Genomic DNA, 13,405 nt, shown 5'->3' on the forward strand with positions numbered 1-13,405 from the left:
ATGAGCCGGATGGAAAAGCCCGAGGCCTTCGCGCCGGACGACCGGTCCCAGCCTCTCTACGCCGACCGCGTGCGGGTCTACCCGCAGGCGGTGCAGGGAGCGGTCCGGCGCTCGAAGTGGGCCATCCTGGTCCTCTGCCTCGGGCTCTACTATCTCGTGCCCTGGCTGCGCTGGGACCGCGGTCCCGGCCAGCCGGACCAGGCCGTGCTCGTGGACATGGAGCACGGCCGGCTCTTCTTCTTCTTCCTCGAGATCTGGCCGCAGGAGGTCTACTACCTCACGGGCCTCCTGCTGCTCGGCGCCATCGCGATCTTCGCCGCGACCTCGCTCTTCGGCCGCGTCTGGTGCGGCTTCGCCTGCCCGCAGACGGTCTGGACCGACCTCTACATGCTCGTGGAGCGCCTGATCGAGGGCGACCGGAACGCCCGCATGCGGCGCGACCGCAAGCCGCGCTGGAGCGCCGCCGACTGGGGCCTGAAGATCGGCAAGCACCTGGCCTGGGTGGCGATCGCCGCGCTCACGGGCGGGGCCTGGGTGATGTACTTCACCGACGCGCCGACCCTCGCGCGGGAGGTGCTGACCCTCAGCGTGCCGACCGTCACGCTCGGCTTCATCGGCCTCTTCACCTTCACCACCTATCTCCTCGCCGGCTGGGCGCGGGAGCAGGTCTGCACCTACATGTGCCCCTGGCCGCGCTTTCAATCCGCGATGCTGGACAGCGACAGCCTCGCCGTTTCCTACCGCGGCTGGCGCGGCGAGCCTCGCGGCAAGGCGCGCGATGCCGGCGTGGGTGACTGCGTCGATTGCCGCGCCTGCGTGAATGTCTGCCCCACGGGCGTCGACATCCGCGACGGCATGCAGATGGCCTGCATCAACTGCGGCCTCTGCATCGATGCGTGCGACGGCATCATGGCCAAGCTCGGCCGCCAGACCGGGCTGATCGCCTTCGAGACGGTGGGCAATCTCGCCGCCGGCCACGCGGCCACCGCCGCCATCCCGCCCGGCCCCGCGCGCTGCGCCCCCGGCATGGCAGCGCGCCGTCCCGCGCGGTTGATGCGCCCGCGCACGGTGCTCTATGCCGCCGCCATGACGCTGATCGGCGGGATCATGCTTCTCGGCCTCGCGACGCGCCGCGACGTGTCGCTAGAGGCGCTGCGCGACCGTTCGCCGCTCTTCGTCCGCCTCGCCGACGGAAGCATCCGCAACAGCTACACGCTCAAGCTCTCGGACCGCCGCCCGACCCCGGACCACCTCGCAATCTCCGTGGAGGGGCTCCCCCCGGGCGCGAGCTGGGGCGTGCTCGATGTCAGCGAGGCGGATGCCGCTGGCCGTCCCGTCGTCGCCACGCGCGCCGACGGGGTGGCGGAGTACCGGCTCTTCGTGACCACCGCGCCCGAGGCGCGGCCTGAGGAGGAGAGCACCCCGGTGCGGATCCAACTTCTCGCTCCCGGCGGCGCCGAGCGCGCCTCGGTCGGCACCATCTTCCTGAGGCCCCGGACATGACCACGATGGCTCGTCCCTCCGCCGCGCGCGGCCGCTGGATCCCCTGGATCTTCGTGGGCGGCTTCCTCATCGTGATCGGGGTGAACGGCGTGCTGATCACCGCCGCCGTCCGCACCTATACCGGCACGACCACGGCCGGCGCCTATGACCGCGGGCGCAGCTACGGCGATGTGCTCGCCGAGGCCGCGCGGCAGAAGTCGCTGGGATGGACGGCGCGCGCCGCGCGCGATGCGGGCGGGGTGACCCTCTCGGTGCGGCTGCCCGATGGCAGCGCGCTGCCGGCGGACGCCACCGTCACCGGCTCTCTCCAGCGCCCGCTGGAGCGTGCCTCCTTCCCGCTTGACTTCAATCCCGCCGCGCCCGGCGCCTGGCGTGCCGAGATCGCCCCGCCCGCGCCCGGTGCCTGGGAGGCGGTGCTGACGGTCTCGCGCGGCGCCGACCGGCTGGAACTGCGCGAGAGGCTCGTCTTCCCGTGACCGCACTCCCCTCCCGCATCGAGGCCGAGGCCCCGCGCGCCTCCGCCACGGCCTGCGTCCATTGCGGCGCGCCCGTGCCGGCCGGCACCCGCTTCTGCTGCGCGGGATGCGAGGGGGCGGCCGCCCTCATCGCCGGGCTCGGCCTGGACGCCTTCTATCGCCGGCGCGAGGCGGCGGAGGGGGAGATCCGCCCTACGGCCCTGCCGCCCGTCGACTTCGCCGCCCGCGCGGAGCCGCTGCGCGGCGGCGCGGAGCACCGGCTGGACCTGATGGTCGCGGGGCTGACCTGCGGCGCCTGCGTCTGGCTTGTCGAGCAGGCCCTGGCGAGCGACCCCGACGTGATCGGCGCCCGCGCCAGCCTCACCGCCCGCCGGCTCACCGTCACCTGGCGCGGCCCGGCCGCGAAGGCGGAGGCGCTGGCGGGGTTGGTCGCGCGGCTGGGCTTCCAGGTCGCCCCTTGGTCCGCCGCCTGCCTCCGCGCCACCGAGGATGCGGAGGAGCGCGCGCTGATCCGCGCGCTCGGCATCGCGGCCTTCGGCGCCTCCAACGTGATGATGCTCTCCGTCGCCGTCTGGGTCGGCAGCGACATGGGGGAGGCGACGCGCGGGCTGATGCACTGGCTCGCCGCGCTGATCGCCATGCCGGTCGTGCTGGTGGCCGGCATGCCCTTCTACCGCTCCGCCATCGCCGCGCTGCGGGCCGGGCGGGTGAACATGGACATGGCCGTCTCGCTCGGCGTGCTGGCGACCACGGCGATGAGCCTCTCGGAGGCGCTCCGCAACGGCCCCTTCACCTGGTTCGACGGCGCGACGGCGCTGCTGGCCCTCCTGCTCGGCGGCCGCGTGCTCGACCGCGCCGCCCGCCGCCGCGCCCGCCAGGCCTGCGCCGAGCTGCTGGCCCTCCAATCCGCGGAGGTGACGCGGCTGGAGGCGGACGGCACCGCGCACCGCATCGGCTCGGAGCATGTGCGCCCGGGCGACCGGTTGCTCGTCGCGCCGGGCGAGCGGCTCTCGCTGGACGGCGTGCTGGAGGAGGGCGAGGCGCTGCTCGACACCGCGGCGAGCACGGGCGAGAGCCTGCCCCGCCGCTTCGCCGCAGGCGCCGATCTGCCCGCGGGCGCGGTGAATCTCGGCGCGGCCCTGGTGCAGCGCGTGACCGCCGCCGCCTCGGAAGGCTCGCTGGCCGCCGTCGCGCGGATGCTGGAGCGGGCCGAGAGCGCGCGGGGCCGCTACGTCTCGATCGCCGACCGCGCGGCCCGGGTCTACGTGCCCGTCGCGCATGTGGTGGCGCTGGCCACCTTCCTCGGCTGGTGGTTCGGCATGGGCGTCTCCTGGCAGGCCGCGCTGGTTCCTGCCGTGGCCTCGCTGATCGTCACCTGCCCCTGCGGCCTCGCCATCGCGGTGCCCGCGGTGCAGGTGGTCGCGGTGGGCGCGCTGTTCCGCCGCGGCGTGCTCGTCGGTTCCCCCACGGCACTGGAGCGCGTGGCGGCCTGCGACGTCGCGGTGCTGGACAAGACGGGCACGCTGACCACCGGGCGCCCCGAGCTGCTGCCGGACCCCGCCCGGCCCGCGGGCGCGCTCGAGGCCGCGGCGGCCCTCGCCGCCAGCAGCCGCCATCCGCTCTCCCGCGCCCTGGTCGCCGCCTGCCCCGGGGGTGTCACCCCCGCCGGCGAGGTGGAGGAGGTCCCGGGTGCCGGCCTGCGCCGCGGTGCGGAGCGGCTGGGCAGCGCCGCTTTCTGCGGAGCCGTGGATGCCGGGGAGGGGGAGGGGCCGAGCCTCTGGTACCGCGCGGGTGCCGAGGCAGCACCGATCGTCTTCCGCTTCGCCGACCCGCTGCGGCGCGACGCGGCCGAGGCCGTGGCCGCCCTGCGGCGCCTCGGGCTGGAGGTGGAGCTCCTCTCCGGGGACACGCCGGCCGCTGTCTCGGCCGCGGCCGGGGCGCTCGGGATCGAGACCTGGCGCGCGGGCGCCACGCCCGCCGACAAGGCCGCCCGGATCGAGGCCCTGCGCGCCGAGGGCCGCCGCCCATTGATGCTGGGCGACGGCATCAACGACGCCGCGGCGCTGGCCCTGGCGCATGCCTCCGCCAGCCCGGCGGGCAGCACCGACCTTGCGCAATCCGCGGCCGACCTCGTGCTGCGGGCCGAAGGGCTATCGGCCCTGCCGGCCGCCATCGCGACCGCGCGGCGTGCCCAGCGGGCGGCGCGGCAGAACATCGCCTTCAGCCTTGTCTACAACCTCGTGGCGGTGCCGACGGCGATCACCGGCATCGTCACGCCGCTGATCGCGGCGCTGGTGATGGCTTCCTCGTCGCTCGCCGTGATCCTGAACGCGCTCCGTGTGGGGCGGGAGGCTTCGAGATGACCGCGCTCACGCTGCTCGTGCCGCTCGCCTTCGGGCTGGGCGTGCTCGCCCTGCTGTTCTTCGGCTGGACGCTGAGGAACGGCCAGTATGACGACCCCGACGGGGCCGCCAGCCGCATCCTTTTCGACGAGAACCGGGAGAACCCGCCATGCCCGCCAACGGCTTCACGCTGACCCGCACCCTGTATATCATCGTGTCGGGGCTCCTCGCGCTGTTCGGCGCCTTCGCCGCCTCGCGCGCGACCGACATCGGCTTCAGCCTCTTCGGCTATGGCCTCATCTTCTTCGGCTACGCCTTCGGCTTCTGGATGGTGAAGCGCGGGCTCGATGCCGGGGAGGGCGCGGCCGAGGGCGCCTGACCGCCCTTAAGGGATTTTCAGGGTTTTCCGTGCAGCATCGGGAGAGACCCTGGTCACGGAAAATCCGGAATGCAGATGCGACTACTCAACCTGGACCGCAGCAGCGACAGGCTGGCGCTGTTCAGGGCCCGGAACCCGCACCTGGCCGGGATCGAGCGGGTGAGCGCGGTGGATGGTCGCCTTGCGGACCGTCGCCGCCTCATCGAACACGGGATCATGAGTCCCGATCTCAACTACTCCGACGGCGCGGTGGGCTGCGCGATGTCGCATCTCACGCAATGGCGCGACGCTGCCCAGGGCGGCGAGCCGCTGACGATCATCGAGGATGACGCCGTTCTCTGCGCCAATTTCGAGGAGGAATCGGCGCGCGTCCTGGCCGGCCTGCCGGATGACTGGGAATACGTGATGTGGGGCTTCAACTTCGATGCCCCCCTTACCTTCCATCTCGGCGAGGGGCTTTCCCCCTGCACCTCGGCCTTCGATCAAGCCGCGATGCGACAGGACATCAGGAATTTCGCGTCCCGGCGGGTCAGCACCATGGCGTTCCGCCTCCTGCGCGGCTTCGGCACGGTCTGCTATTCCATCTCGCCGCGCGGAGCGATGCGCCTGGTCGAGTTCTGCCTCCCGCTTCGCCCCATGGACACCATGCATCCTGGCCTGGCGCACCGCATCGCCAACGCCGGCATCGACAACATGCTCGCCCGGGTTTGGCCCGAGATGGCGGCATACGTCGCCGTGCCTCCCCTTGCGCTGACCGAGAACGACCACCGGGTGAGCACGATCCAGGCTGCAGGCACTCCACAACCTCCGGCGCAGAAGGTGGCATTCCCCGAACCGGACGCCTTCGCTGCCGTCTTCGAGCGCATCGGGGTGACCAACGCCGTGGCGGTCGGCATCCGCTCGGACCATTACACGGTTCTTCCCACGGCAGCCCTGAGGCGTGTCGGATGGGGCGGCTTCGATATCGCGGAGGATGCCTCCCTTCTCGCCCGGGCGCTGACGGAGCGAGGGATCGAGCAGGGTTTCGACCTGCTGTTCCTCGGAACGGCTGACACGCCTGTGCCCTCGCTCTGCACCTTGCTCGGCTCCTTCCGGCCGCGCGCGGTTGTCGTGCCGGCGGACCGGGATGAGGCGCAGAGGCCTGCCCCGGCGGAGGCAGGGCGGCGCGGGCCGCCGCGTCTCAGCATGAAGCAGATCGCTGCAGGCTTCGGCTATTCCACACAGCCCTGCCCTGAGGCCGACGGGTATCTCCTGCTGCTGAGGCAGGGTATCTCCTGGGAAGAGCCTGCCGAGCCCGGGGTCGCAGTTCTGGCCTGATCCCGCCGGGGAGCTAGGACCGCCTCAGCGCTTCGGCAGCGAGGCCCAGGCTTCGGCCAGCTTGTCGATCCGCTGCTCGGCCGGGGAGCGCCGGGGCGCCGAAGGCATCGCCCCGGCCTGGACGGCATCGCCGCCCCAGTGCCGGACGGGGCCGGAATCCAGGTGGATGAAGCCCTGATCGGGGTAGAGGCCCACTCCGCCCCGGGCGAGCTTCCGTGCTGTATCGCCGAACTGCTGGAACTTCGCCGCCGGAATGTGGAGGTCAAGCGCTGCGGCCCGCAGATGCTGGCTGTCGCCCGCGCCGTGCACGGCGCGGTTGGTCGCGATCGTGCGATAGCCCGACAGGACGACGAATTCCTGGATCTGCAGCCGACGGCCCATTTCCCAGACGATCTCGATGGCGTCGGGTTCGAACGGACGAACTTCCCCGGTATGGCTGTCCGCCAGCACCCGCGAGAGCTCCGCCATCGCGGCGGCGTCCGCCATGAGCCCGTTGTGGTAGGTGCCAGAGAACACCGACCCGGAGGCTGCGTGACGCAGACGGAGCTTGCGCGGCTCCAGGGTGGCGGGGAAGCGAGCCGTCCCCGCCCGCGCGGCGGGGCCGGCCGCGGCGAGGGTGGTCGCAGCGGTAGCGAGAAAAAGGGTCCGACGGCGCATGGCACTCCGTCTAGACAGCTCCGCTCGCTAACGGAACCCAACCTCACGCGATTGCGAAAACATGGCCGATGTTTTGATCTAATCTCGCGGATTTGAGATCGCTTCTACAGCCATATCGGCGGCATTCCGACCTGGGAACTCCTGAACCGAATCCTTGCGGGAGCGGACATAATCCCGGCATCCGGCAGGTGAGTTCCGCACATCCACGGGGTCGATGACGCGCTCCTGCGTCGGGTCCCATCAACATTGAGTAAGCAGGCCCGAAGTGACCGGGACGAGACTTGCGCTGGCTGCCGCAACTCGGCTCTTGTGCGGCGATAACGCAGGGGTGTTGCAGTCGGCAACCCACCTCGCCGTCCGGGGAGGACGTCGGATCGGGCTTAGAACCACGATCCGGAAAGATGCTGCGCGTGTTTCACTATTCGGCGCACAAATGCGTGATGGAGAGAACGGAATGCGTTGCGGGTGCGCTTGTCGCGCGCAACTGCTCTTGCATGAGGGGCGTTCGCGCATGATGCTGCGGCTCGTCTCAAAAAGCGGAATATGTCTGTAATCTCTTCGTGTGCGGCCGGGAATTCCATTGCTGCGGATTTTGGCCGGTGTTACTGCACGCGTCACCTGAAACGGGAAGCTGAGTTTTTGACAGCAGCGAAGGAGATAAGTTGAATGCTGCTGATTGTGATCGCTCTGCTTTTCGCCTTCCTGGCGCTCCACCCCTTTATCTCTTTTCCCATCTCCCTCCGCTATCTCGGCCGCCGCGTGATGGGCATCCCGGGAGGCGTGCCGCCCGCCGGGCCGCGCGCGACCGTCTCCGTCTGCATGTGTGCGTATAATGAGGCGGCCGTGATCGTCGCCAAGGCGCACAACCTGCTCGCCCTGAAGGAGCGCAGCGGCGGCGACGTCGAGCTTCTGGTCTATGTGGATGGCGGCACGGACGACACGGCGAAGCTGCTGGAGCCCTTCCGGGACAGCATCACCGTGATCGCGGCGACGGAGCGCCACGGCAAAAGCCACGGCATGCGCCGGCTCGCCGCCCAGGCGCGGGGCGAGCTGCTCGTCTTCACCGACGCCAATGTGATGATCGATCCCGAGGCCATCAACGCGCTGCGCCGGCATTTCGCCGATCCACGCGTGGGCTGCGTCTGCGGCCACCTCGTCTACGGCAACGCGGTTACCTCGGACACCAGCGAGGTCAACTCGGCCTATTGGCGGCTGGAGGAGAGCATCAAGAAGCTGGAGTCCGAGCGCGGCATGGTGATCGGCGCGGATGGCTCGCTCTTCGCCGTGCGCCGGGAGCTGAACCCGCCGGTCCCGGACGACATCATCGACGACTTCTTCGTCTCCCTCTCGATCCTCTGCGACGGCTATCGCGTGATTCGCGGCGCGGACGTGCTCGCCTATGAGGAATCGGTGGTGGACAGCGGCGAGGAGTTCCGCCGCAAGATCCGCATCTCCTGCCAGGCCTTCAACGTCCACCGCCTGCTCTGGCCGCGCCTCCGTGCCCTGCCGGCGCTGCCGCTCTACTGCTACGTCTCGCATAAGCTGCTGCGCTGGTTCGTGGCGCCCAACCTGATCCTCGCCGGCCTGTTCTTCCTGGCCGCGCTGATGCAGTGGGTGCATCCGGCGCTGGTGCTGGGCGGGTTGGCCGTGCTGGCGGCGGCCTGGTTCGCGGCCCTGGCGCTCGGCGTCGGCCCCGTGCGGAAGATCTGGGAGATCTGGCTCGCCTTCCTGGCCACTGCGCTCGGCGTCCTGCGCTCCCTTCGCGGGGACCGCTTCCAGACCTGGTCCCCCGCCCAATCCATCCGCGGCGGCGCGCCGCTGACGGGCGCGGCGGGCATCGGCAAGTCCGCGGAGGGTGGCCGGTGAGCGCGCCCTCCGCCACGATCCGGCAACCCGCGCCGGACAACAACAAGGCCGCGCCGCTCCTCGGCCTCGGCTGCTCCCGGCTGGGTTCCACGCTGAGCGGTTGCAGCGGCGCGGACGCCGTGCGGCTGCTGCACCACGCGCTGGATGCCGGGGTCACCTTGTTCGACACGGCCGATATCTATGGCCAGGGCGAGAGCGAGCGGCTGATCGGCGAGGCCCTGCGCGGCCGCCGGCAGGGCGTGATGATCGTCACCAAGGGCGGGCAGCGCTTCACCGCCGCGCAGCGCGCGGCGACTCTCGTCAAGCGCCCGCTGCGGATGCTGGCGGGCATGATCCCCTCCCTCCGCCGCGGCATCGCCGGGCGCCGGGCCGCACCGCTGCCGCGGGACTACACGCCCGCGCATCTGCGCCGCGCGGTGGAGGGCAGCCTGCGCCGGCTGGGGACGGAGCGGATCGACCTCTACCTCCTGCACAGCCCCTCGGCGGAGGACATCCGCCGGGGCGAGGCCTTCCCGATGCTGGAGGAACTGCGCGCCGCGGGCCTGATCGGCGCCTGGGGAATCTCGGTGGACGATGCGGAGGCGGCGCGGGCCGCCCTGCGCCTGCCGGAGCTGCGGGGGCTGCAACTGCCCCTGGCGATCGCGGAGGAGATGCGGCCCGAGCTGGCCGCCGCCGCCGCAGGAGGGGCGACACTCTTGATGCGCGAGATCTTCGCGGGTGGCCCGAGGGACGCGGCCTCCCGCCGCGCGGCCATGGCCGCCGCTTTGTCCCATCCCGGCGCGACCGCGCTTGTCGGCACGACCTCGGCCACGCATCTGGACGAGGCACTGGCCTCGGCCCGCGCCGTGGGGCGCGCGGCATGATCACCGACGCGCTCACCCTTCCGCCCGGCGCCACGCTGGAGGCGGATCTCTGCATCGTCGGCGGCGGCGCGGCGGGGGTGACGCTCGCCCTCGCGCTGGAGGGTTCGGGCCTCTCGGTGCTGTTGCTGGAAGGCGGCGGGCGCAAGTTCGACGCCGCCGCGCAGGAGGGGCTCAAGGGTGAGGTGGCCGAGGGCTCGCCGCACACGCCGCCCAACATGTATCGCCGGCGCGTCCTCGGCGGCGCGACCGCGATCTGGGGCGGGCGCTGCGTGCCGCTGGACCCCATCGACCTGGAGAAGCGGGACTGGGTGCCGCGCAGCGGCTGGCCCATCGGCTGGGACGAGCTGGCCCGCCACTATCCCCGCGCGCAGGAGTTCCTCGAGGCCGGGGCCTATGCCTACACGGCGCGGGAGGCTCTCGGGCCGGACGCGCCCCCGGTGATCGAGGGCTTCTCCGATCCCGACATCATCTCCGACCGGCTGGAGCGCTTCAGCCGCCCGACCCATTTCGGCAAGGCCTGGTCCGACCGCCTCGCCGCCTCCGCGAGCGCGCGGGTGCTGGTGAATGCCCAGGCCCTCCGCCTCGTCGCGCCGGACGGCCCAGTGCAGCGGCTGGAAGGCGCCTCGGCGCCGGGCCGTGGCTTCACCGTGCGCGCGCGCCGCTACGTCCTCGCGGGCGGCGGGCTGGAGGTGCCGCGCCTGCTCATGGCCTCCGACGAGACGCGCCGCGGCGGGCTGGGCAATGAGGGCGGGGCCCTCGGCCGCTTCTACATGTGCCATGCCGAGAACACGCTCGGCCTGCTTCGCCTCACCCCCGCCAACCGCCCGGTCGCCCTACATTTCGAGACGACGGATGACGGCGTCTATGTCCGCCGCAAGCTCTCCCTCTCCGAATCCGCGCAGCGGCGGGAGGGGCTGCTCAACACGATCTTCCGCCTGCACTACCCGCTGATCGCGGATCCCGGCCATGGCAGCGGCGTGCTCTCGGCCATGTATCTCGTGAAGGACGTGATCCTGCCGGAGTACCGGCGCAAGCTGGCGACGGTGGAGATCGCGAACCGGGGCCGCATGGTGCGCGACGCGCGCTTCTGGATGCGCCATGCCGGCAACGTGCTGCGCGACGCGCCGGGCGTGCTCGGCTTCGGCCAGAACTGGCTTCGCAAGCGCACGCTGGCGAGCCGCAAGCTGCCCTTCGTCGTCATTGCCAGCCGCGAGGGCGCCTATCCGCTGGACATCAACGCCGAGCAGATCCCCGACCCCGACAACCGCGTGACGCTCACCGGGGCGCGGGACGCGCATGGCGTGCCGCAGGTCAAGGTGGACTGGCGGATGCGCGGGCAGGACGTGGACAGCCTCGCGCGCGGGCTGCGCCTGGCGCGGGACGCCTTCGCCCGCTCCGGCTGCGCCAGGCTGGAGTTCGAGGACGACACGCTGGAGGACGCGGTGCGCGCCTCCACCCCCGTCGGCGGCCACCATATCGGCACGGCGCGCATGGCGGATTCGCCCGGCGATGGCGTGGTGGACCGGAACTGCGCCGTCCATGGCGTGCCGAACCTCTTCGTGGCCAGTGCGGCGGTCTTCCCCACCTGCGGCCACGCCAACCCCACCCTCACCATCCTCGCCCTCGCCCTGCGGCTCGCCGACCACCTGAAGGCGACCGCCGCGCAGGACCGGGCCGTGGGCCTCGCCGAAGCGGTTTCCTGATGCCGGACAGCCTGCCCATCCATCCCGCGCCCCTCTCCACGGGCGCGGCCGCACCGCTGCGCTGCCTCTGGCTCGCGCGCTCCATGCCCTTCCCCTGGACGGCGGGGGACCGGATCTACACGGCCAAGCTCGCCGGCGCCTTCGCCGCCGCGGGGGTGGACGTCACCTTCGTCGGGCTGGAGGGGGAGGCCCCGCCGGCGCCGATGCCGAACATCCGCTGGCACATCGTGCCGGGCGGGCAGGGCGGGCGCGTCGGTGCCCTGGCCAGCCCCATGCCGCTCGTCGCCGCGCGCCACGCGACCGCCGCCTACCGTTCCGCCCTGGCGGAGCTGGCGGGCAAGGGGCCCTGGGACGTGGTGGTGGTGGACCAGTACGGCATGGGCTGGGTGCTGCGGAACCGTGCCCTGCTCGCCGGCCGGCCCGTGGTGGTCTTCGTCACCCATGACCACGAGGAGAGCGTGACGGGGATGCAGTGGCGCGACCGCACGGCCTCCCTGCCCAGGCGCGCCGTGCTGCTGCAGAACCATCTGAAGACCCGCTGGTTCGAGCGCTGGATCGCGCGCCGCAGCGACCTCATCACCACCATCACCGAGGCCGACGCCGCCCTTTTCTCCGCCGAGGCGCCGGGCGTTCCCGTGCTGCCGCTGGTGCCCGGCTATGACGGCGCCCGGGCCGCGGGGCGCGCGATCGGGCCGGAGACGCCGCGGGCGGTGGTACTGTTCGGCTCCTATCGCTGGTCCGCCAAGCAGGCCAACCTCCGCATCTTCCTCGACCAGGCGGACCCCGTGCTGGCCGAGGCCGGGGTGGAGATCCGCGTGGTGGGCGACATGCCGGACGACCTCCGGCGCTCGCTGGAGGGCCGCTACCGCGCCGCGCGCTTCACCGGCTTCGTCGAGGACCCCGCACCGCATCTCGCGGCCGCCCGGCTGGCCGTGGTGGCGGAGCCGATCGGCGGGGGCTTCAAGATGAAGCTGCTCGAATATGTCTTCAACCGCGTGCCCGTGGCCGCGCTCGATGTCTGCGCCAGCGGTCTGCCGGATTCCGTGCGCGCGAACATGGTGCTGGCGCCGGAGCTGGACGGGCTGCTGCGCGCCGTGCTGGGCGTGATCGACGATCCCGCGCGGCTGGGGGCGCTGCAGGAAGGCGCCTTCGCCGCCGCCGAGGGTGCCTTCGACTGGGCCGATCGCGGCCGTGCGTTGCGCGACGCCGTGCTGGAGCGCCGGGCCGCCCTGGCGCGGCCGGCCGGGGCCGCTGCCCGATGACGGCCGAGGCAGTGCCCACCCCGCCCTTCCTGACCGCGCTCGCCGCCCTCTCCGCGCGGCTTGGCTCGGACCGGGACCTCGTGCAGGGCGCGGGCGGCAATACCTCCCTCAAGCGGGACGGCGCGCTCTGGGTGAAGGCCTCGGGCACCTGGCTGTCCGCCGCGCTCGACCGGCCGATCTTCGTCGGGCTGGACCTGGCGGAGGTGCTGCGGCGCCTGGAAGCGGGCGAGGCGGAGCCGGCCATGCCCGCGCGGCTGGACCCGGATTTCCCGCTCCGCCCCTCGATCGAGACGACGCTGCACGCGCTCCTGCCGCACCGGGTGGTGCTGCACGTCCACTCCGTGAACACCATCGCCTACGCCATCCGCGAGGACGGCCCGGCGCTGCTCGCGGAGCGGCTGGCCGGGCTGCGCTGGGCCTGGGTGCCCTATGCCCGCCCGGGCCTGCCGCTCACCCGTGCCGTGCAAGCCGTGCTGGGCGGGGCGCCCGACGTGCTGGTGCTCGGCAATCACGGGCTGGTCGTGGGCGGCGACGACGAGCGCGCGGCCGAGGCGCTGCTGGAGGCGGTGGAGGCGCGCCTCGCCCTGCCGGCCCGCCCGGCGCCCGCTCCCGACGAGGCCCGGCTGGCGCGGCTGGCCGAGGCCTCGGGCGGGCGCTACCGGCCGGCGGCGATCGGCGCGGCGCATGACGCGGCGACCGACCCCGACAGCCTCGCCATGGCGGGGAAGGGGGCCTTCTACCCCGACCACACCGTCTTCCTCGGCGCCTCCCCCGTGCCGACGCCCTCCTTCGACGCGGCGATGGCGCGGGTGGGGGAGGGTGGCCCGGCGCTCCTGCTCGTGGAGGGGGTGGGGGCGCTGCTGCGCGCCGACCTCACCGCGGGGGCGGAGGAGATGGCTGCCTGCCTCGGCCTCGTTCTCTCTCGCGTGGCGCCCGAGGCGCCGCTCACCGTGCTCGACGCGTCGCAGGAGGCCGAGCTGCTGGACTGGGATGCGGAGAAGTACCGCCAGTCCCTCAACCGCGCCCCGGGCTGATGG

Annotated in this window: 12 protein-coding genes; 11 read left to right on the top strand and 1 reads right to left on the bottom strand. The window is 72.4% G+C overall.

Annotation, left to right across the window (positions count from 1 at the left end; all coding sequences use genetic code 11):
• From ccoG to FHS87_RS09645, 6 genes are all read left to right on the top strand, one after another.
• The gene (ccoG, locus tag FHS87_RS09620) at positions 1–1,503 is read left to right on the top strand and encodes a cytochrome c oxidase accessory protein CcoG (RefSeq protein WP_184516917.1); all 1,503 of its coding nucleotides are present in this window, start codon (positions 1–3) and stop codon (positions 1,501–1,503) included.
• The gene (locus FHS87_RS09625) at positions 1,500–1,979 is read left to right on the top strand and encodes a FixH family protein (protein WP_184516919.1); all 480 of its coding nucleotides are present in this window, start codon (positions 1,500–1,502) and stop codon (positions 1,977–1,979) included. The genes ccoG and FHS87_RS09625 overlap by 4 nt, the downstream gene beginning before the upstream one ends.
• Complete coding sequence (locus tag FHS87_RS09630; protein ID WP_312861948.1) at positions 1,976–4,342, top strand: heavy metal translocating P-type ATPase; 2,367 nt, start codon at positions 1,976–1,978, stop codon at positions 4,340–4,342. The genes FHS87_RS09625 and FHS87_RS09630 overlap by 4 nt, the downstream gene beginning before the upstream one ends.
• The gene (gene ccoS, locus FHS87_RS09635; RefSeq protein ID WP_184516922.1) at positions 4,339–4,515 is read left to right on the top strand and encodes a cbb3-type cytochrome oxidase assembly protein CcoS; all 177 of its coding nucleotides are present in this window, start codon (positions 4,339–4,341) and stop codon (positions 4,513–4,515) included. Before FHS87_RS09630 ends, ccoS begins: the two co-directional genes overlap by 4 nt.
• Positions 4,491–4,700, top strand: a complete 210-nt coding sequence (locus FHS87_RS09640) for a hypothetical protein (protein WP_184516924.1) — start codon at positions 4,491–4,493, stop codon at positions 4,698–4,700. Before ccoS ends, FHS87_RS09640 begins: the two co-directional genes overlap by 25 nt.
• A gap of 75 nt (positions 4,701–4,775) precedes the next feature.
• Positions 4,776–6,017, top strand: coding sequence for a glycosyltransferase family 25 protein (locus tag FHS87_RS09645; RefSeq protein WP_184516926.1), 1,242 nt, complete (start codon positions 4,776–4,778; stop codon positions 6,015–6,017).
• Between the two features lie 24 nt (positions 6,018–6,041).
• Here the strand turns inward: FHS87_RS09645 and FHS87_RS09650 are convergent, their stop codons facing one another.
• Complete coding sequence (locus FHS87_RS09650) at positions 6,042–6,674, bottom strand: YcbK family protein (RefSeq protein WP_184516928.1); 633 nt, start codon at positions 6,672–6,674, stop codon at positions 6,042–6,044.
• 666 nt (positions 6,675–7,340) lie between these two features.
• Between FHS87_RS09650 and FHS87_RS09655 the strand changes: the two genes are divergently transcribed.
• From FHS87_RS09655 to FHS87_RS09675, 5 genes are read left to right on the top strand one after another with little or no spacing between them, the layout of a single operon-like run.
• Entirely contained in the window at positions 7,341–8,540 is a 1,200-nt protein-coding gene (locus FHS87_RS09655; RefSeq protein ID WP_184516931.1) for a glycosyltransferase, read from the top strand.
• On the top strand, positions 8,537–9,403 hold the full coding sequence (locus tag FHS87_RS09660) for an aldo/keto reductase (RefSeq protein WP_184516934.1): 867 nt from the start codon (positions 8,537–8,539) through the stop codon (positions 9,401–9,403). Before FHS87_RS09655 ends, FHS87_RS09660 begins: the two co-directional genes overlap by 4 nt.
• Positions 9,400–11,106, top strand: coding sequence for a GMC oxidoreductase (locus FHS87_RS09665; protein WP_184516937.1), 1,707 nt, complete (start codon positions 9,400–9,402; stop codon positions 11,104–11,106). The genes FHS87_RS09660 and FHS87_RS09665 overlap by 4 nt, the downstream gene beginning before the upstream one ends.
• Positions 11,106–12,368, top strand: a complete 1,263-nt coding sequence (locus tag FHS87_RS09670) for a glycosyltransferase (RefSeq protein WP_184516940.1) — start codon at positions 11,106–11,108, stop codon at positions 12,366–12,368. The genes FHS87_RS09665 and FHS87_RS09670 overlap by 1 nt, the downstream gene beginning before the upstream one ends.
• Positions 12,365–13,402: a class II aldolase/adducin family protein gene (locus FHS87_RS09675; protein ID WP_184516943.1), complete on the top strand. Its 1,038-nt coding sequence runs from the start codon at positions 12,365–12,367 to the stop codon at positions 13,400–13,402. Before FHS87_RS09670 ends, FHS87_RS09675 begins: the two co-directional genes overlap by 4 nt.
• Positions 13,403–13,405 lie beyond the last annotated feature (3 nt).

This window comes from Muricoccus pecuniae (assembly GCF_014199205.1).
Taxonomy (GTDB): domain Bacteria; phylum Pseudomonadota; class Alphaproteobacteria; order Acetobacterales; family Acetobacteraceae; genus Roseomonas; species Roseomonas pecuniae.

Coding starts and splice junctions, on each gene's coding strand:
- FHS87_RS09655 (WP_184516931.1), top strand. CDS start 7,341: ATGCTGCTGATTGTGATCGCTCTGCTTTTCGCCTTCCTGGCGCTCCAC.
- FHS87_RS09665 (WP_184516937.1), top strand. CDS start 9,400: ATGATCACCGACGCGCTCACCCTTCCGCCCGGCGCCACGCTGGAGGCG.
- FHS87_RS09650 (WP_184516928.1), bottom strand. CDS start 6,674: ATGCGCCGTCGGACCCTTTTTCTCGCTACCGCTGCGACCACCCTCGCC.
- FHS87_RS09675 (WP_184516943.1), top strand. CDS start 12,365: ATGACGGCCGAGGCAGTGCCCACCCCGCCCTTCCTGACCGCGCTCGCC.
- ccoS (WP_184516922.1), top strand. CDS start 4,339: ATGACCGCGCTCACGCTGCTCGTGCCGCTCGCCTTCGGGCTGGGCGTG.
- FHS87_RS09645 (WP_184516926.1), top strand. CDS start 4,776: ATGCGACTACTCAACCTGGACCGCAGCAGCGACAGGCTGGCGCTGTTC.
- FHS87_RS09640 (WP_184516924.1), top strand. CDS start 4,491: ATGCCCGCCAACGGCTTCACGCTGACCCGCACCCTGTATATCATCGTG.
- FHS87_RS09625 (WP_184516919.1), top strand. CDS start 1,500: ATGACCACGATGGCTCGTCCCTCCGCCGCGCGCGGCCGCTGGATCCCC.
- FHS87_RS09670 (WP_184516940.1), top strand. CDS start 11,106: ATGCCGGACAGCCTGCCCATCCATCCCGCGCCCCTCTCCACGGGCGCG.
- ccoG (WP_184516917.1), top strand. CDS start 1: ATGAGCCGGATGGAAAAGCCCGAGGCCTTCGCGCCGGACGACCGGTCC.